We start from the raw sequence: 20,972 nt of genomic DNA on the forward strand, positions 1-20,972 counted from the left end.
CCGACGGCACATGACAAGGGCCGGGCTCCGCCTCCCGGCGGGGCCCGGCCCTGGTCCCGAAGAGTTCAGCCCGCGGCGGCGACCCGCACCGCGCGCTGCAGCTCCGCCTCCCGGCGCCGGCGGCGGGCCAGCACGACCCGGCGCTCGGCCGCGGTCAGCCCGCCCCACACGCCGTACGGCTCGGGCTGCAGCAGTGCGTGCTCCCGGCACTCGACCATGACCGGGCAGCGCGCGCAGACGCGCTTGGCGGCCTCTTCCCGCGACAGCCTGGCAGCCGTGGGCTCCTTGGAAGGAGCGAAGAACAGCCCGGCCTCGTCCCGTCGGCACACCGCCTCCGAGTGCCAGGGGCCGGCCTGATCGCGCGCGGGAACGCGCTGCGGGGGCACGGCGGCTTCCAGCAGGGGCTGATGCGGTTGCAGCACGGTCTACTCCTGACGACGGCTCCGGTGGTCACCCTTGCCCGCCTCGAGGTGTACGGCCCCGTGAGCACCCCCATCAGCCGTACGAGAGACGATGCACCAAGCCTTACCCGCTGTGCGCGCGCTTATGCACACCGTTGTCCCACCCGGAACTTCCCCCGCGCATGCTCGTTCTTCAGGGCTTATGCCCGCAGGTTCTTCAGCCGCTTTCCCCGCTTGGGCTTGGCCTCGACACCCCCGAAGACCGCGAACCCGGTCACGTGGATCACCGGTGCGTCGGGGTCCTGCGCCTCGTACGTCCTGACGTCGAAACCGCCGAGGATGCCCGCGCCCGAGCCGCGCAGCGAGACGTTCTCCGGGACCTTGATGTCCACCCCGCCGAAGGCCGCCACGACATTGATGACGATCTCCCGGTGCTCGAAGACCGCCTCGGTCAGGTCGATCTCGACGCCGCCGAAGACCGCCAGGGCGTTCGTACGGCGCCTGACCCGCCAGCGACCCTTGCGCGTCGAACCGCCGAAGACCGCCACCAGGTTCTCCGACTCGGGCACGGTGCGCGCCCAGTCCGGCTCCGCGTCGTGGGCCGGCGCCGGGCCGGTGCCGCGGTCGGGGGCGGCGGGCAGATCGCGCACCAGGGGCTCCAGCTCGCCGAGGGTCTTGGCGCGATAGACCGCGTCGATCCGCTCGGCGTGCTCCTCCGGCTGGAGCCGCCCCTCGGCGAGGGCCTCCCGCAGGATGTCCGCGATCCGGTCGCGGTCCGCGTCGGACGCGCGCAACTCCCCCTCCGCGACGGGCGCGGACGCCGGGGCCGGAGTCGGAGCCGGAGCCGGGGTCGGAGCCGGGGCGACCGCGGGGGCCGCCGTGACGGGCGCGGGGGCCGCCGTGGCGGGTGCGGGGGCGGATTTGGTCAGGGGCACGGGCTGCTGCTCATCCACGGACTCAGGGTATCCAGTCGCGATCTATCGCGACTAGGGGACGATCCCTGACGGATCCCTGATCCTTCCCCCACCCGTCCCCGCGCTCGTCCCCGCGCCCGCGGCCGACCCCGCTACTGAGCCCTACCTCACAGATCCCGTTCCGCCGCCCCGTTCTACGCTTATGAACGCGCTGTCGACGAAGTCAGCCGAAGCCCTGTCGAGTGAGGAATGGCCGCGATGCCCCCCGTCTCCCGTCCCGCCCACCCAGCGTTTGCCTATTCGGACCTGCTGCCCCTGGGAGAAGACACCACGCCGTACCGCCTGGTGACCTCCGACGGCGTGAGCACCTTCGAGGCCGATGGGCGCACCTTCCTGAAGGTCGAGCCGGAGGCGCTGCGCAAGCTCGCGGCCGAGGCGATGCACGACATCTCGCACTATCTGCGCCCCGCCCACCTCGCCCAGCTGCGCCGCATCCTGGACGACCCGGAGGCCAGCGCCAACGACCGCTTCGTGGCGCTGGACCTGCTGAAGAACGCCAACATCGCGGCCGCCGGGGTGCTCCCGATGTGCCAGGACACCGGCACCGCGATCGTCATGGGCAAGCGCGGGCAGAACGTACTGACCGAAGGCGGCGACGAGGAGGCCCTGTCGCGGGGCGTCTTCGACGCGTACACCAAGCTCAATCTGCGCTACTCCCAGATGGCCCCGCTGACCATGTGGGAGGAGAAGAACACCGGCTCTAACCTGCCCGCGCAGATCGAGCTCTACGCGACCGACGGCGGCGCCTACAAGTTCCTCTTCATGGCCAAGGGCGGCGGCTCGGCCAACAAGTCCTTCCTCTACCAGGAGACGAAGGCGGTGCTGAACGAGGCATCGATGATGAAGTTCCTGGAGGAGAAGATCCGCTCGCTGGGCACGGCCGCCTGCCCGCCGTACCACCTGGCGATCGTGGTCGGCGGCACCAGCGCCGAGTACGCGCTCAAGACCGCCAAGTACGCCTCCGCGCACTACCTGGACGAGCTGCCCGCCGAGGGCTCCCCGACCGGGCACGGCTTCCGCGACAAGGAGCTGGAGGAGAAGGTCTTCGAGCTGACGCAGAAGATCGGGATCGGCGCGCAGTTCGGCGGCAAGTACTTCTGCCATGACGTCCGCGTGGTCCGGCTGCCGCGCCACGGCGCCTCCTGCCCGGTCGCCATCGCGGTCTCCTGCTCCGCCGACCGCCAGGCGCTCGCCAAGATCACACCGGAGGGCGTCTTCCTGGAGCAGCTCGAGACCGACCCGGCGCGCTTCCTGCCGGAGACGACCGAGGAGGAGCTGACCAAGGGCGCGGGCCCGGACCTGGACGCGGTCGCCATCGACCTCAACCGGCCGATGGACGACGTCCTGGCCGAGCTGACCCGGCACCCGGTCAAGACCCGGCTCTCGCTCACCGGCACGCTGGTCGTCGCCCGGGACATCGCGCACGCGAAGATCAAGGAGCGGCTGGACGCGGGCGAGGAGATGCCCGAGTACCTGAAGAACCACCCGGTGTACTACGCGGGCCCGGCCAAGACCCCCGAGGGCTACGCCTCCGGTTCGTTCGGGCCGACGACGGCGGGCCGGATGGACGCGTACGTCGAGCAGTTCCAGGCGGCGGGCGGCTCGAAGGTCATGCTGGCCAAGGGCAACCGCTCGAAGCAGGTCACCGACGCGTGTGCCGCGCACGGCGGCTTCTACCTGGGCTCGATCGGCGGTCCGGCGGCGCGGCTGGCGCAGGACTGCATCAAGAAGGTCGAGGTCCTCGAGTACGAGGAGCTGGGCATGGAGGCGGTCTGGCGGATCGAGGTCGAGGACTTCCCCGCGTTCATCGTGGTGGACGACAAGGGGAACGACTTCTTCCAAGATCCGGCGCCGCAGCCGACGTTCACGAGTATTCCGGTGCGGGGGCCCGGGGTGGCGTAACGCTTTGGGGGCGGCGGGGGCGTGGATGCGCCCCGCCGCCCTTACCCGTCCCATCCCGGGGGCTGCGCCCCAAGCCCCCGGCCGGCCCGGGTGGGCCTTGTCCTCAAGCGCCGGACGGGCTGGATCGGTCAGCCTCTCAGCGCTGCCTCGAAGGCTCCGGGGCGTTGGGTGACGCCGCTGCAGCGGGTGTTCGGGACGACGTTCTCGGCCGTCTCGGGGCCCGCGGCACCGGCCGTGGGGTCGGTCGGGGTGGCCGACTGGGTCATGTCCGGGGTGCACGGCTGGTCGCGTTCGGCGGACCACATCGACAGCCGTCCGATCCCCTTGTCCGCGGCGAACCGAGCCAGCCCGGACGCGTCCTCCAGCGTGAAGGTCTCGCCGGTGACGTCGTTGACCCCGATCATCGGTGTCACGGCGAGCACCTTCCAGGCGGCGGCGTCGGACATGCCGAGCACCTCGCGGATCCGGGCCTGTGCGGCGGTGGCCGCCTGGACGGCGTAGTCGCCCATGTCGCCCGTATGGTTCCCGCTGTAGTTCATCGCCATGATGTTGATGGTCGAGAGGATGACCCCCTCCTGTTTGGCGGCCTCCAACTGGGCGACGCTGTCGGCGGTCAGCCCGTCGGGCATGGCGGGCAGGGTGAAGGAGATGTTCAGGCCCTCGTGGGTGCGCTGGATCAGCGCGAGCGCCTGGGCGCGGCGGGCGGCGGCCTCGGGGTCGGCGAGCGCCTCGCCCTCGAGGTCGAAGTCGATCCGGTGTGCCTGGTAGCGCTCGATCACCTCGGCGTAGGCGGAGGCGAGTTCGGGGACGTCGGTGCAGACGGTGGCGAGCTCGGTGCCCTCGGCGCCGCCGAAGGAGATCCGTACGTCGCCGCCCGCCCGGCGGACGCCCTCGACCCGGGCCTCCAGCGCCTCGTCGTCGAGCGAGGTGCCGCCGTCCCACACCGGGGCGCAGCCGTCGCCCGCGACGACGAAGCCCAGGGTGAACTCCTTGACCCCGCGGGCGGCCGCGGCGGCCATGTCGTACCCCGAGTCCGACCAGGCGTTGACGTACGGCACGAACTCGGCGGGTGGCCGCGCCGCGGGGGGCTGCGACGCCTGCGGCGGTGAGGGCGCGGCGTGCGGCTCGGGCGACTGCTTGTGGTGTCCCGCCCATACGGCGATGGTGGCGCAGACCACCGCGCCGGCCACGGCGATTCCGCTCATGCGGGGGCTGGCCCTCATGGCTCTGGCTCCTTCTTGCGGTCCGGTACGAGGCGCCGGGGGCTGCGCCGCCCGAGCCGTTCTCCTCGCCAAACCTCGCATATTCCGTGAAGCCTACTGAACTATGACACACCGCATGTTTGACTTATATGTCGCATGTCGTATTTTCTGCATTAGCCTCTTCCGTATGGATCCTCAGTCAGATGTGGCCGAGCGCGCGCCTTCGCGTCCCCTCCGCGCTGACGTGGCCCGGAAGGGGCCCGTGTTCGTGGACCTCTCCGGGCGCCGTGGCCGACTGGTACGACATGTGGGCGTAGTCGCGGGGGCCGCCTGCCTCGGCTATTCGGCGGTCCTGGGGCTGGGCTACGCGGGCGGTACGCCGTTCGCGCCGCAGACGCTGATCCCCGGGCATCCCGTCTCCACCGAGGCGTTCGGCCGGCAGCCGAAGCACAGCCCGGAGGGTCGCACGGGGCCCTCCGGATCGCATGAGCGGCGCGAGGACGCGCGGGAGTACGCGTACGCCCCGACCCACCGTCAGCACCAGCGCCACCGGCACGACTCCGGGCGTCCGGAGCCCCAGGCCGCCCGGGAGCCCGTGGCCCTGCCCCCCATCACCACCCGGCCGCGGCCCGCGCCCCCGCAGCCCGCCCCGCCCAAGGCCCACCGCGCGGCGCCGCGGCACTCCCCCGCGCACCCCCGCCCCGGCGCCCGCCAGTCCGCTGAGGAACACCGGGCCGCGGGGCACCGCAAGCACCCCCACGCGCCCTCGCATCCGGCCGCCCACCCGCCCGTCAAGCACCCCGTGGACGCGTCGCACACCCCGCCGAAGAAGCACCCGGCCACCTCCAAGCCGCCGGCCAAGGGGTCCGGCCGCCCGCAGGCCCCCGGCCACACCACCAAGCCCGGCCACACCACGAAGCCCGGCCACGCCACGAAGCCCGGCCACGCCAATTCCCCCCAGAAGCCCCAGACCCAGAAGCCCCCGCAGGCCAACGCGCCCAAGCCCCCGAAGGGCCCCCAGGGGCCCGCCGGCGGCGGCAACCCGGCCGGTGGGCCGGGCACCCCCGAGGCCGAGGGCGAGGAGTCATGAGCGGCGGCAGACCGCCGAGGCTGCCGCGGCCGCGCCGCCGACCCCCCGCGCCCCGTCAGGACGGCGCGCCCCGCGCGGTGTTCCGGCTGACCGGCTCCGGGCGCCGCGCCGCGAGGCTCACGGGCAGGCTCCGGGTCATGGGCAGGTTCCGGGTCATGGGCAAGCTCCGGGTCACAAGCAGGCTCCGGGTCAAGGGCGGGCTCCGCACCCCCAAGCTGTTCAAAGTCGGCGGCCACGCTCCCGGGCTCCGTACCGTCAAGCTGCGAAAGCTCCGCACCCGCACCCGGATGGTGCTCGCCCTCGCCACCCTGCTCGCGCTGGTGTGCACCCTGCTGCTGGACGGCTATCTGCACGCCGAGGTCGGCAACGACGCCCGGGTGTACCGCTCACACGCCTCGCGCACCGTCCCCGACCGGCTGCGCAAGGGCGGGCCGGTGATCACCTTCGACCGGAAGGGGAAGGCCACCGAGCACGCCATCCCGTCCAAGACCATCGCGCTGACCTTCGACGACGGCCCGGACCCCCGCTGGACCCCGGAGATCCTCGACGTCCTGCGCCGCCACAAAGTGCGGGGGACCTTCTTCGTACTGGGCCAGATGGTGGTCCGCCATCCGGAGCTGGTCCGCCGGATGCGGGCCGCGGGCCATGAGGTCGGGGTGCACACCTTCTCCCATGTCGACCTGTCGTACCAGGACAAGGGGCGCATGGACCGCGAACTGGCCCAGTCCCAACTGGCCCTGGCCGGTGCGGCGGGCATCACCAGCTCGCTGTTCCGCGCGCCGTACGCCTCCAAGGTCCGTGCGCTGGACGACCGCACCTGGCCGGTGCAGCAGCACATCGGCTCCAAGGGCTACATCAGCGCGTTCGTGGACACCGACAGCGAGGACTGGCAGCGGCCCCCGGTCAAGGAGATCGTCCAGAACGCCACTCCCGAGGGGAAGAAGGGCGCGTCCGTGCTCTTCCACGACGCGGGCGGCAACCGCGCGCGGACCGTGAAGGCTCTGGGGCTGTACATCGAGCGGATGCAGAAGAAGGGCTACTCCTTCACCACCGTCACCGGTGCGCTCGGCGCCCACAGCGCCAACCACCCGGCCCGCACCGTGCCGATCTGGGAGGGCCGGGCGCTGATCTGGGCCGCCGCGTTCACCCACAGCGCGCTGCCCGCGCTGATGGCGCTGCTGGGGCTGGTGGGCTTCTCGGTGATCGGGCGGCTGCTGCTGATGGTGGTCCTCGCCTGGTGGCACCGGCGCTCGCGGGAGCGGCGGCGCTGGAGCCGGGTGCAGGAGGTGACGGATCCGGTGAGCGTGATCGTGCCCGCGTACAACGAGAAGGAGTGCATCGCCAACACCCTGAAGTCGCTGTCCGCCTCCACCCACCCGATCGAGATCCTGGTCGTGGACGACGGCTCCACCGACGGCACGGCCGATATCGCCGAGGCGATGGGGCTGCCCAACGTGCGGGTGCTGCGCCAGGCCAACGCGGGCAAGCCCGCCGCGCTCAACCGGGGCATCGCCCACGCCGGCCACGAGCTGATCGTGATGATGGACGGCGACACCGTCTTCGAGGCCACCACCATCCGTGAGCTGGTCCGTCCGTTCGCCGACTCGCGGGTGGGCGCGGTCGCGGGCAACGCCAAGGTGGGCAACCGGGGCAAGCTGATCGGCGCCTGGCAGCACATCGAGTACGTGATGGGCTTCAACCTCGACCGGCGGATGTACGACCTGCTGCGCTGCATGCCCACCATCCCCGGCGCGATCGGCGCCTTCCGCCGCCGGGCGCTGCTGGAGGCCGGGGGCATGAGCGCGGACACCCTGGCCGAGGACACCGACATCACCATCGCCCTGCACCGGGCCGGCTGGCAGGTGGTCTACCAGGAGCACGCCCGCGCCTGGACCGAGGCGCCCAGCTCGCTCGGCCAGCTGTGGAAGCAGCGCTACCGCTGGAGTTACGGCACCATGCAGGCGCTGTGGAAGCACCGCCGGTCGCTGATCGACCGGGGGCCCTCGGGGCGGTTCGGCCGGGTGGGGATGCCGCTGGTGGTGCTCTTCCAGATCCTCACCCCGCTGTGCGCGCCGCTGATCGACCTCTTCACCCTCTACGGGGTGATCTTCCTGGACCCGGTGCGCTCGCTGCTGGCCTGGGGCGCGCTGCTGCTGGTGCAGCTGCTGGGCGCGGCGTACGCGTTCCGGCTGGACCGCGAGAACTACCGGGCACTGGCCGTACTGCCGCTGCAGCAGATCGCCTACCGCCAGTTGATGTATCTGGTGCTGCTGCACTCCTGTGTCACCGCGGCGACCGGCGCCCTGCTGCCGTGGCAGAAGCTCAAGCGCACCGGTGAGGTGGAGACCCCGCGGGCGCCGGAGGCCGTACGGTGACCGGGCTCACTCGTTCGGCACGTCGGGCGCGGGAACACGGGGTGGCGTGATGACGCTGTGCTGGACGGAGGTGTCCCCATGACCGACGAGAGCCACCGCGACGACAGCCCCCAGGAGGGCTACCGCATCGAGCACGACTCGATGGGAGAGGTGAGGGTCCCGGCGCACGCCAAGTGGCGCGCCCAGACCCAGCGGGCGGTGGAGAACTTTCCCGTCAGCGGGCAGCGGCTGGAGCGGGCGCACATCGAGGCGCTGGCCCGGATCAAGGGCGCGGCCGCCCTGGTCAACGCCGATCTGGGCGTGGTGGACAAGGACATCGCGGGGGCCATCGCGGAGGTGGCGGCCCAGGTCGCCGAGGGCCGCTGGGACGATCACTTCCCGGTGGACGTCTTCCAGACCGGCTCCGGCACCTCGTCCAATATGAACACCAATGAGGTGCTGGCCACCCTGGCGAGCGAGCGTCTGGGCCGCCCGGTGCACCCGAATGACCATGTGAACGCCAGCCAGTCCTCCAACGACGTCTTCCCCTCGTCGATCCACATCGCGGCCACCGCGGCCGTCACCCGCGATCTGATCCCGGCCCTGGCCCATCTGGCGGAGGCGCTGGAGCGCAAGGCGGCCGAGTTCGCGAAGGTGGTCAAGGCGGGGCGCACCCATCTGATGGACGCCACTCCGGTGACCCTGGGTCAGGAGTTCGGCGGCTACGCGGCGCAGGTGCGGTACGGGATCGAGCGGCTGCGCGCCGCGCTCCCCCGGCTGGCCGAGCTGCCGCTGGGCGGTACGGCGGTGGGCACCGGGATCAACACCCCGCCCGGGTTCGCCGCCGCCGTCATCGCCGAGCTGGCCCGCGCCACCGGGCTGCCGCTGACCGAGGCCCGGGACCACTTCGAGGCGCAGGGCGCGCGGGACGGGCTGGTGGAGACGTCCGGGCAGCTGCGGACGATCGCGGTCGGCCTCACCAAGATCTCCAACGATCTGCGCTGGATGGCGTCGGGCCCCCGTACCGGGCTCGCCGAGATCGCCCTGCCCGATCTGCAGCCCGGCTCCTCGATCATGCCGGGGAAGGTCAACCCGGTGATCCCCGAGGCCACGCTGATGGTCGCGGCGCAGGTCACCGGCAATGACACCACCGTGGCCATGGCCGGGGCCGCCGGGAACTTCGAGCTCAATGTGATGCTCCCGGTGATCGCCAAGAATCTGCTGGAGTCGATCCGGCTGCTGACCAATGTCTCCCGGCTGCTCGCGGACCGTACCGTCGACGGGATCACCGCCAACGCCGAGCGGGCCCGGGAGTACGCCGAGTCCTCGCCGTCCGTCGTCACCCCGCTCAACCGCTACCTCGGCTACGAGGAGGCGGCGAAGGTGGCCAAGCGGTCGCTGGCGGAGCGCAAGACCATCCGGGCGGTGGTGCTGGAGTCCGGCTACGTGGAGCGCGGGCTGCTGACGGTGGAGCAGCTCGACGAGGCGCTGGACGTCCTGCGCATGACGCATCCTTAGCCGGGCGTTGGCCGCCGGTTGCGGCATAGGTCACGGCATCGCGGCCCCGGCGCACCTAAGATCTGCTCATGACAGCGGACATCGCGGAGACGACGGGGACGGCGGACATCGCCCGGTGGGCACCGGGTGACCATATCCTGTGGCGCTATCGGGCCAACGCCTCCGAGCTCATCCACATCTGCCGTCCCGTGACCGTCGTCGAGGACACCGCCGAGCTGCTCGCCGTCTGGCTCGCCCCCGGCACCCCCTGCGTCAAACCGCAGCTCACCGACGGCACCTCGGTGCACCACGAGCCGCTGTCCACCCGTTACACCAAGCCGCGGACCACCGCGCTGTCCCAGTGGTTCGGCACCGGGGTGCTGAAGCTGGCGCGGCCCGGTGAGCCGTGGTCGGTCTGGCTGTTCTGGGACCAGGGCTGGCAGTTCAAGAACTGGTACGTGAACCTGGAGGAGCCCCTGGTCCGCTGGGCCCGCGGAGTGGACTCCGAGGACCACTTCCTGGACATCGCGGTCTACCCCGACCGCAGCTGGGAATGGAAGGACGAGGACGAGTTCGCGCAGGCGCAGCGGGCCGGGCTGATGGGCCCCGAGCAGGCGGAGCGGGTCCGGACCGCGGGCCGGGCGGCCGTGGCGGCCATCGAGTCCTGGGGAGCGCCGTTCCGGGACGGGTGGGAGGACTGGCGGCCCGACCCCGCATGGTCCGTGCCCGCCCTTCCGGCGGACTGGGGCCGTACGGACAACAAGCACACCTCGGCACACTCGAGGTCATGAACCTCTTGTCGTGTCCCAGTGTTTCAAACGTAGGATCGTCGTCCGGAACACTGCCCATGCGGGACACCAGACGCCGGCGCAAGTCACGGGCGATGCGCAAGATCTGACGTATTGTCACAGGAGGGGGCGGAGTCGTGAGCGGTGAGGACGCGTGCGGGGACGGTTACGAGGGCTATGAGGACTTCGACCGCCTCGCACTGGACCGCAGCGGTCAGGCGGACGCCTTCGACACCATCGGCGACCGCTATGACGAGGCCTTTCCGTACAAGGAGGGCCAGCTCGCGGCCGGCCAGTGGCTGGCCGAATCGCTGCCGCCCGGCTCCCGGGTGCTCGACGTCGGCTGTGGTACGGGCCTGCCCACGGCCCGTCAGCTGGTCGACGCGGGGCACGAGGTGGTCGGGATCGACATCTCCCCGGGGATGCTCAAGCTGGCCCGGGACAATGTGCCGGAGGCCACCTTCCACCATGTGGACATCGTCGATCTGCGGGTGGGCGGCCGGTACGGCCCGGGAGGCCCCCGGGAGCTCGGCCCCTTCGACGGCATCGCCGCGTACTTCACCCTGCTGCTGCTGCCCCGCCAGGAGATCCCGTACGCCCTGCGGACCCTGCACGCGGTGCTCAGACCCGGGGGGCTGCTGGGGCTGGGCATGGTGGAGGCGGACATCGACGACTTCCCCATCCCGTTCCTCGGCAACTCGGTCCGGGTATCCGGTTATCTGCGGGACGAGCTGCGCCAGGTCGTACGCGAAGCGGGCTTCGAGATCGCCGGGGAGGACTCACACGCGTACGCCCCGGCCAGCACGGACGTACCACCCGAGATCCAGCTCTATCTGAACTGCCGACGACGTGCCTGACACTCGGTGCGCCCACGACCTGCGGGCGCACGGCCCCGGACGGATGGAAACCCACGCGTGACGGAGCACCCCACCTCCCACAACAGGCGGCAGGCGGCCACCTCTGCCGCCGCCCCGGGCGCACCCGCGCCCGACGACGCGCACGGCGCGGTCCCGGACCCGCGGACCGCCGTGCGGCAGACGGCTGCCCCCGGCCAGGAGCCCGGCGACGGCCGCCCGCGTCCTGCCGCGCCCCGTCCGGTCGGCGCCGGATCCGCGGGCCCGGCGGCCCATGACGGACCCCCGGGCCCCGAAGGGGAGCCCCTGCCGCGCGCCAGAGAGCGCGGCGGCGCCCCCGACGGCGCCGGCCGGACCGGGCGCGGGCGCCGTGGCCGCGGCAGGGACGGCGCCAATGGCACCGACGGCACCGACGGGCGGCCAGGCGCCGCCGCGGCGCGCGGTGGCGGAGGCAGGGAGCGCCGGAACACGGCGGAGAGCGAGCACCCGGCGCAGCCGGAGCACGGCACACCGGAGGGCGAGCCTGTGTGGGACGCGGATCGCAATGCCGCAAGGGGCGCGTCGGGCCGGCCCGGAGGGCCGAGCGGCGGCACCGGCCCCGACGAGCAGCCCCCGGCCGCCCAGAGCGGCGGCCGGGGCCGGGAAGCCGCGCGCCGGGGCGCCGGCGCGGGCGAGCACCCGGAGCGTGCCGTCGAGACCCACGCGGCGGCCGCCTCGGCGGGCGAGGTGACGTACAGCGCGCCGGAGGGCGGAGTGCCCACGGCGCCGCCCGCGGGCGGATCCACCGCCGCCGCCGAGGCCGCCACGCGGGACCGGGGCGGCGACCGGCTGCGGTTCGTGGGGGCCGCGACCCGGCGGATCGCCCGGGGCATCGACCTGGACGAGATCGTGCTGGGCCTGTGCCGGGCCACCGTGCCCACCTTCGCCGACGCGATCCTGGTGTATCTGCGCGATCCGCTGCCGGTCGGCGACGAGCGCCCGGTCGGCCCGGTGGTGCTGCGGCTGCGCCGCACCGACCGGATCCCGCTGGACCCGGACACCGACAGCGGCCGGCTCTCGCTGCTGCCCTCCCAGCCGGATCTGTCGCCCGCCGTGGGCGGCGGCCCGGCCGCCGAGCTGTGCGAGGTGGAGGCGGGCGGTCCGCTGGCCGAGGTGCTGCGCGGGGTGCGGCCGGTCTTCGGCGACTCCCAGGCCGCCCGCGCCGCGCTGCCCGAACTGCTCGGCGAAGGCCCCTCGGTGGCGACCGGTCAGCGCACCGTGCTGGCGCCGCTGCGCGGCCGCCGCCGGGTGATCGGCGCGGCCGTGTTCGTACGCCGCCCGGACCGGCCGCCGTTCGAACCGGACGATCTGCTGGTGGCCGCGCAGCTCGCCACCCACACCGCGCTCGGCGTCGACAAGGCGGTGCTGTACGGGCGCGAGGTGTACATCGCGGACGAGCTGCAGCGCACCATGCTGCCCGACTCGCTGCCGCAGCCCACCGGCGTCCGGCTGGCCAGCCGCTATCTGCCCGCGGCCGAGACCGCGCGGGTCGGCGGCGACTGGTACGACGCGATCCCGCTGCCGGGCAACCGGGTGGCGCTGGTGGTCGGCGACGTGATGGGCCATTCGATGACCTCCGCCGCGATCATGGGCCAGCTGCGCACCACCGCGCAGACCCTGGCCGGGCTCGATCTGCCGCCGCAGGAGGTGCTGCACCACCTCGACGAGCAGGCCCAGCGGCTGGGCACCGACCGCATGGCCACCTGCCTGTACGCGGTCTACGACCCGGTCGCGCACCGCATCGTGGTCGCCAACGCGGGCCATCCGCCGCCCCTTCTGCTGCACCGGGGCGGCCGCGCCGAGGTGCTGCGGGTGCCGCCGGGGGCGCCGATCGGGGTCGGCGGGGTCGACTTCGAGGCGGTCGAGCTGGACGCCCCGGCCGGGGCCACCCTGATGCTCTACACCGACGGGCTGGTCGAATCGCGGATGCGCGATGTGTGGACCGGGATCGAGCAGCTGCGGGAGCGGCTGACCGCCACCGCCCGGCTCACCGGCCCCAACCCGCCGCCGCTGGAGCCGCTGTGCGACGAGGTGCTGGACATGCTCGGCCCCGGCGACCGCGACGACGACGTGGCGCTGCTCGCCGCCCGCTTCGAGGGCATCGCGCCCAGCGATGTCGCCTACTGGTTCCTGGACCCGAAGGCGCAGACCGCCGGGCAGGCCCGCCGGCTGGCCCGCCGCGCGCTGGCCCGCTGGGACCTGGACGATCTGACGGACGCGGTGGAGCTGCTGGTCAGCGAGGTGGTCACCAACGCGGTGCGCTACGCCGAGCGGCCCATCACGCTGCGGCTGCTGCGCACGGACGTGCTGCGCTGCGAGGTCGGCGACGACGTCCCCCAGCTGCCGCGGCTGCGCCAGGCCCGGCCGTCCGACGAGGGCGGCCGCGGGCTGTATCTGGTGAACCGGATGGCGCGGCGCTGGGGCGCGACCCGGCTGTCCACGGGCAAGGTCGTCTGGTTCGAGCTCGCGATGCCGTGAGGCGCACGGTCGTGAGGCGTACGGTCCCGGGCCGCCCGGTGCGGGGCCGTACGGTTCAGGACCTCGCGCTGAGGTAGGCCACCACCATGTCGCCGAGCATCCGGCGGTAGTGGGCGCGGCGCTCCGGGTCCAGGGGGTCGCGGCCGAAGAGGGTGCCGAAGGTGTACTGGTTGGCCACCGGGAAGACGGCGAACGAGCTGATCATCATGTGGACGTCGACGGCGTCCGTGTCGTTCCGGAAGACGCCCTGCTCACGGCCGCGGGCGAGGATCCCGGAGATCAGGTCGATCACCGGCGTGCCGGCCTTGGCCAGCGTCTCGGACTTGACCAGGTGCTCGGCCCGGTGGATGTTCTCGATGGACACCAGCCGGATGAAGTCGGCGTGTGCGGTGTGGTGGTCGAAGGTCAGCTCGGCCAGGTGCCGGATGGCCTCGGCCGGGTCCAGACCCGTGACGTCCACGGCCTGTTCGGCCTCGCGGATACCGGTGTAGGCACGCTCCAGGACCTTGATGTAGAGCTGCTCCTTGCCGCCGAAGTAGTAGTAGATCATCCGCTTGGTGGTGCGGGTGAGGGCGGCTATCTCGTCGACGCGGGCCCCGGCGTAGCCGCGCTCGGCGAATTCCCGGGTCGCGACGTCCAGGATCTCGGCCTGGGTGCGGACGGCGTCGCGGAGGCGGCTGTTCTTCGGCGGCTGATCGCTCATGCTGGGCCCACTCTACGTGCAGGGGGTTCACAGGAAGGCGTCCCGGGGTTTTTACTGTCCGAGCTACTAACGAACCAGTTCGTACATTAATCCGGAACGCAGGAGGTCACCCGTATGCGGGGCAGCGCACACCAGCGGGAGTCACCGAAGGGCCGGGAGTCCTGTCTGGTGGGGCTGATCGGCTCCGGCGTGGGCCCCTCGCTCTCCCCCGCCCTGCACCAGCGCGAGGCCGACCGCCACGGGCTGCGGTATCTCTACCGCACGATCGACATCGATCCGCTGGGCCTCGGCCCGGACGGGGTCGGCGAGTTGGTGCGGGCCGCCGCCCGGCTGGGCTTCGACGGGCTGAACATCACCCATCCCTGCAAGCAGACGGTCATCGGTCACCTCGACGGGCTGTCGGAGGACGCCGCGCTGCTCGGCGCGGTCAATACGGTGGTCTTCGGCGAGGACGGCCGGGCGATCGGCCACAACACCGACGGGTCCGGCTTCGCCCGCTCCTTCGCCCGCGGTCTGCCCGACGCACCCCCCGGCGAGATCGTGCTGCTCGGGGCGGGCGGGGCGGGCGCCGCCGTCGCCCACGCGCTGCTGACCGTCGGCGCCGACCGGCTGACGCTGGCCGACACCGATCCGGCGCGGGCCACCGGGCTCGCCGGGACGCTGGCGGCACGGTTCGGCGCCGCCCGGGTCCGTACCGTGCCCGACGGCGGGCTCCCGGCGGCCGTCGATGCCGCCGACGGGCTGGTGCACGCCACCCCCACCGGGATGGCCGCCCACCCCGGGCTGCCACTGCCCGCCGGGCTGCTGCGGCCCGGGCTGTGGGTCGCCGAGGTGGTCTACCGCCCGCTGGTCACCCCGCTGCTGACCGCCGCCCGCGCGGCCGGCTGCCGCACCCTGGACGGCGGCGGCATGGCCGTCTTCCAGGCCGCCGACGCCTTCCGGCTCTTCACCGGCCGCGAACCCGACGCCGAGCGGATGCTCACCGACCTCACCGACCTGCTCGAGCTCCCCGCCGGAGGCTGATCATGCGCAAGTCCATCGCCACCGTGTGCCTCAGCGGCACCCTCGAGGACAAGCTCACCGCCATCGCCGCCGCCGGTTTCCACGGGGTCGAGATCTTCGAGAACGACCTGCTGGCCAGCCCGCTGTCCCCCGAGCGGATCCGGGACCGCGCCGCCGAACTGGGCCTCACCATCGACCTCTTCCAGCCCTTCCGCGACTTCGAGGCCGTCCACGAGGACCTGCTGGCCCGCAATCTGCGCCGGGCCGAGAAGAAGTTCGCGGTCATGGAGCGGCTCGGGGCCGATCTGATGCTGGTGTGCTCCAGCGTCTCCCCCGCCGCCCTCGACGACGACGCCCTCGCCGCCGAACAGCTGCGGCTGCTCGCCGAACGGGCCGCCGCCCACGGCATCCGCATCGCCTACGAGGCGCTGGCCTGGGGACGGCATGTGAACACCTACGACCACGCCTGGCGGATCGTGCGGGAGGCCGGCCACCCCGCGCTCGGCACCTGCCTGGACAGCTTCCACATCCTCTCGCGCGGCTCGGACCCCCAGGGCATCGAGGAGATCCCCGGCGAGAAGATCTTCTTCCTCCAGCTCGCCGACGCCCCGCTGATGGCCATGGACGTCCTCCAGTGGAGCCGCCACTACCGCTGCTTCCCCGGGCAGGGCGGCTTCGACGTGGCGGGGCTGCTGGAACACGTGCTGCGGGCGGGCTACGACGGACCGCTGTCCCTGGAGGTCTTCAACGACGTCTTCCGGCAGGGCGATACGGCCCGCACCGCCGTGGACGCGCTGCGCTCGCTGATCGCCCTGGAGGAGGCCGCGGGCCGCACCGAGCTTCCCGCCCCCGTCGTCCCCACCGGCTTCGCCTTCGCCGAACTGGCCTCGGGCGGAGCCGAATTGTCCGCGCTGCTGACCGGGCTCGGCTTCGCCCGCACCGGCCGCCACCACTCCAAGCCCGTGGAGCTGTGGGAGCAGGGCGAGGCCCGGATCGTCCTCAACTCCGGCCTCGACGCCACCACCGGCCACCCCGAGCCCGCGCTCGCCGCCATCGGCCTGGAGACCCCCGACCCTGCCTCGTCCACGGGCCGGGCACGGGCCCTGCTCTCCCCCGTCCTGCCGCGCCACCGCGCCGTGGCGGACGCCCCGCTGGACGCGGTTGCCGCACCCGACTCCACCGAGCTCTTCTTCTGCCGCACCGAACACCCCGACCACCCGAGCTGGACCGGCGACTTCACCCCGCGCGCCCACGCGGCCTCCCCCGCCGGCATCACCCATATCGACCATGTGGCGCTCACTCAGCCCCGGCACCACTTCGACGAGGCGTCGCTGTTCTACCGCGCCGTCCTGGGGCTGCGGCCGCACGAATCCCTGGAGCTGGCCGATCCGTACGGGCTGCTGCGCAGCCGGGCCGTGTCCAACGCGGACGGCTCGGTGCGCCTCGCCCTCAACGTGGCCCAGGTCCGGCCGGGTTCGGGTCCTTCCGGCTCCCTGTGGCAGCACATCGCGCTGCACAGCCGGGACATCCTCGCCACCGCGCGCCGGCTGCGGGAACTCGGCGCACCCCTGCTGCCCATCCCCGACAACTACTACGACGACCTCGAAGCGCGCCATGAGCTCGACCCCGGGCTCCACCGCACCCTGCGCGAACTCGGCCTGCTCTACGACCAGGACGACAGCGGCACCTTCCTGCATCTGTACACGGCCACCGTCGGCCGGGTCTTCTTCGAGATCGTCCAGCGGATCGACGGCTACCAGGGCTACGGCGCGGCCAACGCCCCCGTACGCCTGGCCGCGCAGCACGCCCGCACCCGCTGAGCACCACTGCACACCGCTGCACACCGCTGAAGTAGCGCCAACCCCCTTTCCCCGTCCCCGTACCGACCTCGCCGTCCCCCCGAGGAGCCGCCATGTCGTCAGCGCCGTCGACACCGTCACCATCCGCCGAGCGCCCGGCCCACCCCGCCGACGCGCCACCCGATCTGCTCGATCTGCCCGATCCACCGCCGCTGCGCACGATGGTCGGCCCGGGGGTCGTCGCCGTCGGGATCGGCATGGCGGCGGGCGAGATCATCCTGTGGCCGTATCTGACCTCGATCGGCGGGCTCGGGCTGCTGTGGCTCGCGGTGGTGACCCTCGTCATCCAGACCGTGATCAATCTGGAGATCGAGCGCTACACCCTGGCCACCGGGCAGACCGTGGTCGCCGGTTTCTCCCGCTGGTCCAAGGCATGGGGCATTCTGATCTGCCTGGCCGGCGCGTTCCAGTACGTCTGGCCGGGCTGGGCCACCTCCGGCTCGACGGTGCTCACCTATCTGACCGGCGGCGGCGATGTCACCTGGATCACGGTGGGCTCGCTGGTGGGCTTCGGGGTGGTGCTGACCGTCTCACCGGTGGTCTACCGCACGATCGAGAAGGTCGAGGTGGTCAAGGTCGGGCTGACGCTGTTCTTCCTCGCGGTCATCGCCGTCGCCGTCATCGGCTGGCACACCTGGAGCACGGCGGGCGAGCAGACCGTCACCGGCGCCGGGCGGATCCCGGACCGCATCACCTTCACCATGATCCTCAGCGCGATCGGCGCGGCCGGGGCGGGCGGGGTGCACAATCTGGTGCTCAGCAACTGGATCCGGGACAAGGGCTACGGCATGGGCGCCCATGTCCCCAAGCTGGTCTCCCCCATCACCGGCCAGTCGGAGGCGTCGGGCGCCGACCGCTACGCCTTCCCGCAGGACGAGGCGAACCTGGCCCGCTGGCGGGTGTGGTGGCGCCGGGCCAACACCGAGCACATCGTGTCGTTCTTCGTGGTCTGCCTGGTGACGATCGGGCTGATGAGCATGCTCGCGTACGAAACCCTCTTCGGACGCGACGATGTGGAGAACAGCCCGACGTTCCTGCGGATCCAGGGGGATCTGCTGGGGCAGCAGGTGGGCGACTGGCTCAAGATCGTGTTCTTCGCGGTGGCCACGGTCTCGCTCTGGGCCGCCTCGATCGGTCTGCTCGACGTCATCGGACGGGTGGTCAGCGACTTCGCCAGGCGCAACTACCTGCGGGAGTCGGCCTTCTGGACCGAGGGGCGGCTGTATTTCGCGGTCGTATGGGCCGAGGTGGGCATCGGCTCGGCGATCCTGCTGTCCGGGGTGAACCAGCCGATCGTGCTGCTGACCATCTCCACCTGCACCGCCTCGGTCGTCACCCTCGTCTACTCGGTGCTGCTGATCCGGCTCAACCGCCGCGATCTGCCCGCGGCCGTACGGCTGCGGGGCTCACGGCTGGGCATGATGCTGCTGGCCATCGGCTTCTACGGCTTCTTCGCCCTCGCGATGCTCAAGAGCCAGATCGAGGCGAACTTCTGACCCACGGGGCCTTTCGGCCTTCCGGCCTTACGGCCAGGCGGTCCGGTGCGGGCGTGCCGAGGGGCACGCCCGCACCGGGCCGTCACTGCTGGTCTCTGCGGAGAACGCCGCCGGCGTCGTCACCCGAGGACGAAGTCGACGGGTCGGGCGCGCTCGGGGAGCCTGGCGCGGACGGCGACCCCGAGGACGTGGCGGAGGGCGACCCGCTGTCGGACGGGGAGGACGACGGCGACGACGAGGGCGACTCACTGGCGGACTCGCTCGCCGACGGACTGGACGACGGCGACTCCGAGGTGTCGCTCGAACTCGGCGACGGGGGCGGCTTGACCGCCGCCCCCATGTCGGTGTCCAGGTCGAACTTCGAGGCGTCCTGGCCGCTCAGCGCGGCCTTGGTGTACGCGGCCCAGATCTCGGCCGGGAAGCCACCGCCGTTGACGCGGCCGCCGCCCGCGGTGCCCTTGAGCGAGACCTGCTGCTTGTCGCCCTCTCCGAACATGCCGACCGAGGTCACCAGGTCGGGGGTGTAGCCGGAGAACCAGGCCGACTTGTTGTCGTCGGAGGTGCCGGTCTTGCCCGCGACCGCCTGGCCCTGCTGCCGCACCGCCTGGCCGGTGCCGTCGTCGACCACTCCGGTGAGGACGGAGGTGACGGAGTCGGCGGCGCCGCGGCTGATCGCCTGGCCGTTGGTGGGATCGGGCAACTGGGGCCGCTCATCGCCCTTTTCGGCGGACTTCACGATCGCCGGGGTGACCGTCTTGCCGTGGTTGTCGAGCGTCGCGTAGACCCCGGCCATCTCCTTGGGGCTGGCGCCCATCACGCCCAGCGACATCGCGGGGCGCACATCGAAGCCGCCCGCGTCCTTGCTCATGCCCAGGTCGATGGCGGTGCTCTTCACCTTGTCCAGGCCCACGTCCACCGCCATCTGCGCGAAGACGGAGTTGACGGAGTTGTTCATCGCCTTCTGGACGGAGATGGGGCCGTAGGACTTGTCGTCCTCGTTGGGCGGGGCGAAGCCGGTGAGGGAGCCCTTGACCGGCCGCTTGCTGGTGCCGTCGTAGATGGTGCTCGCCGTGATCGGCGTGCCGTCCTGGGTGGTCGAGCCGTTCTCCAGGGCCGAGGCGAGGATGAGCGGCTTGAAGGTGGAGGCGGGCTGGTAGTCCGAGCGGGTGGCGTTGTTGAAGTAGTGGTCGGTGTAGCCCGCACCGCCGTACATCGCCACGATGCCGCCGGTCTTCGGGTCGACCGAGGTTGCGCCGACCTGGGCGTGCTTGTCGACCGTGCGCTTCTTCGGGTCCAGCTTGTCGGTCAGTTCGGTGCGGACCGCCTTCTCCAGCGCCTTCTGCTTCTTCTTGTCGATGTTGAGGGTGATCGTCCAGCCACCGGCCTCGATCTCGTTCTCCGAGACCCCGGCCTTGATCAGTTCCTTCTGGGCGGCGTCGATGAGGTAGCCGGCCTGGCCGTCGCGTCCGGCGATGGGGCGCGGTCCGACGGGCACGGGGAACTTCATACCCTCGCGCTCGCTCTTCGGCAGCCAGTCCTTATCCACCATGTTGTCGAGGACGTAGTTCCAGCGGGCCTTCACCAGCTTCTTGCCCTTGGGCCCCGCCGCCGACCAGTCGTACTGGCTGGGTGCCTGGAGCACCGACGCGAGATAGGCACCCTGCGCGACGCTGAGGTCCTCGACGTCCTTGTCGTAGTAGGCGCGGGCGGCGGCCTGGATGCCGTAGGCGCCGCGGCCGTAGTAGCTGGTGTTGATGTAGCCCGCGAGGATGTAGTCCTTGGACTTCTGCTGGTCGACCTTGAGGGAGATCACCAGTTCCTTCAGCTTGCGGCTGACGGTCTGTTCCTGGCTCAGGTAGTAGTTCTTGACGTACTGCTGGGTGATGGTCGAACCACCCTGCTTGCCCCGGCCCAGCGCGGTGTTGATCAGACCGCGCGCGGTGCCGGTGAACGAGACGCCGGAGTCGCTGAAGAAGTCCTTGTTCTCGGCAGCGACAAAGGTGTGCTGCACCTTCTTGGGGATCTTGGACAGCGGTACGGACTCACGGTTGACGTCGCCCGTCTTCGCCATGATCGTGCCGTCGCTGTACTTGTAGATGTTCGCCTCCGCCTTGGCCGCGGCGTTGGCAGGGGGAACATCGACCCACAGATAGAGGACGAAGAACGTCCCGAGGAGCAACGCGCAGAACCCCAGGACGTAGCCGAGCACCCATTTCCAGGTGAAGAAGCGGCGTATGCCCCCCGACTTCGCCGCCCGCTTGGCTCTGCGAGCGCCCTTCTGCCGCGCGCGTCGCTCTTCCGCTCTACCCATCGCTCCCGCCGCTCCAGTCCAT

At 71.9% G+C, this 20,972-nt stretch carries 15 protein-coding genes; 10 read left to right on the forward strand and 5 right to left on the reverse strand.

Annotation, left to right across the window (positions count from 1 at the left end):
• Positions 1-65 precede the first annotated feature (65 nt).
• Positions 66-422 (reverse strand): WhiB family transcriptional regulator, encoded by a 357-nt coding sequence (locus J8403_RS16535; protein ID WP_020868722.1) that lies wholly within the window; start codon positions 420-422, stop codon positions 66-68.
• A gap of 179 nt (positions 423-601) precedes the next feature.
• Positions 602-1,354: a DUF1707 SHOCT-like domain-containing protein gene (locus J8403_RS16540; RefSeq protein ID WP_211123856.1), complete on the reverse strand. Its 753-nt coding sequence runs from the start codon at positions 1,352-1,354 to the stop codon at positions 602-604.
• 219 nt (positions 1,355-1,573) lie between these two features.
• On the opposite strand from J8403_RS16540, the gene J8403_RS16545 reads away from it, so the two are divergent.
• A complete protein-coding gene (locus tag J8403_RS16545; protein ID WP_210565913.1) occupies positions 1,574-3,277 on the forward strand; it encodes a fumarate hydratase in 1,704 nt (567 codons plus the stop codon).
• Positions 3,278-3,405: 128 nt separating this feature from the next.
• On the opposite strand, the gene J8403_RS16550 is transcribed toward J8403_RS16545, so the two are convergent.
• Entirely contained in the window at positions 3,406-4,500 is a 1,095-nt protein-coding gene (locus J8403_RS16550; protein WP_211123857.1) for a chitinase, read from the reverse strand.
• 286 nt (positions 4,501-4,786) lie between these two features.
• Here J8403_RS16550 and J8403_RS16555 point away from each other — a divergent pair, with 286 nt between their 5' ends.
• The 6 genes from J8403_RS16555 to J8403_RS16580 all read left to right on the forward strand — a co-directional run bounded on the left by J8403_RS16555 (position 4,787) and on the right by J8403_RS16580 (position 13,579).
• A complete protein-coding gene (locus tag J8403_RS16555; RefSeq protein ID WP_211123858.1) occupies positions 4,787-5,569 on the forward strand; it encodes a hypothetical protein in 783 nt (260 codons plus the stop codon).
• A 137-nt stretch (positions 5,570-5,706) separates the two neighbouring features.
• Positions 5,707-7,944 carry a bifunctional polysaccharide deacetylase/glycosyltransferase family 2 protein gene (locus J8403_RS16560; RefSeq protein WP_425519797.1) on the forward strand — a complete coding sequence of 746 codons (2,238 nt, stop codon included), beginning with the start codon at positions 5,707-5,709 and terminating at the stop codon, positions 7,942-7,944.
• 78 nt (positions 7,945-8,022) lie between these two features.
• Positions 8,023-9,441: a class II fumarate hydratase gene (locus tag J8403_RS16565; RefSeq protein ID WP_211123859.1), complete on the forward strand. Its 1,419-nt coding sequence runs from the start codon at positions 8,023-8,025 to the stop codon at positions 9,439-9,441.
• A 68-nt stretch (positions 9,442-9,509) separates the two neighbouring features.
• Positions 9,510-10,211 carry a cytidylyl-2-hydroxypropylphosphonate hydrolase gene (fomD, locus tag J8403_RS16570; protein WP_211123860.1) on the forward strand — a complete coding sequence of 234 codons (702 nt, stop codon included), beginning with the start codon at positions 9,510-9,512 and terminating at the stop codon, positions 10,209-10,211.
• A 134-nt stretch (positions 10,212-10,345) separates the two neighbouring features.
• Entirely contained in the window at positions 10,346-11,065 is a 720-nt protein-coding gene (locus J8403_RS16575; protein ID WP_211123861.1) for a class I SAM-dependent methyltransferase, read from the forward strand.
• Positions 11,066-11,122: 57 nt separating this feature from the next.
• Entirely contained in the window at positions 11,123-13,579 is a 2,457-nt protein-coding gene (locus J8403_RS16580; RefSeq protein WP_211123862.1) for a SpoIIE family protein phosphatase, read from the forward strand.
• A 55-nt stretch (positions 13,580-13,634) separates the two neighbouring features.
• On the opposite strand, the gene J8403_RS16585 is transcribed toward J8403_RS16580, so the two are convergent.
• Entirely contained in the window at positions 13,635-14,282 is a 648-nt protein-coding gene (locus J8403_RS16585; protein WP_211123863.1) for a TetR/AcrR family transcriptional regulator, read from the reverse strand.
• 114 nt (positions 14,283-14,396) lie between these two features.
• On the opposite strand from J8403_RS16585, the gene J8403_RS16590 reads away from it, so the two are divergent.
• The 3 genes from J8403_RS16590 (at position 14,397) to J8403_RS16600 (ending at position 18,639) form a co-directional block, all read left to right on the forward strand.
• Positions 14,397-15,305, forward strand: coding sequence for a shikimate dehydrogenase (locus J8403_RS16590; RefSeq protein ID WP_211123864.1), 909 nt, complete (start codon positions 14,397-14,399; stop codon positions 15,303-15,305).
• A 2-nt stretch (positions 15,306-15,307) separates the two neighbouring features.
• Positions 15,308-17,104: a bifunctional sugar phosphate isomerase/epimerase/4-hydroxyphenylpyruvate dioxygenase family protein gene (locus tag J8403_RS16595; RefSeq protein ID WP_211123865.1), complete on the forward strand. Its 1,797-nt coding sequence runs from the start codon at positions 15,308-15,310 to the stop codon at positions 17,102-17,104.
• 92 nt (positions 17,105-17,196) lie between these two features.
• On the forward strand, positions 17,197-18,639 hold the full coding sequence (locus J8403_RS16600) for an Nramp family divalent metal transporter (RefSeq protein ID WP_211123866.1): 1,443 nt from the start codon (positions 17,197-17,199) through the stop codon (positions 18,637-18,639).
• 82 nt (positions 18,640-18,721) lie between these two features.
• Here the strand turns inward: J8403_RS16600 and J8403_RS16605 are convergent, their stop codons facing one another.
• On the reverse strand, positions 18,722-20,950 hold the full coding sequence (locus tag J8403_RS16605; RefSeq protein ID WP_211123867.1) for a transglycosylase domain-containing protein: 2,229 nt from the start codon (positions 20,948-20,950) through the stop codon (positions 18,722-18,724).
• Positions 20,951-20,972: the final 22 nt, after the last annotated feature.

Origin of the sequence: Streptomyces yatensis (genome assembly GCF_018069625.1) — a bacterium.
In the GTDB taxonomy this organism is placed as follows: Bacteria; Actinomycetota; Actinomycetes; order Streptomycetales; family Streptomycetaceae; genus Streptomyces; species Streptomyces yatensis.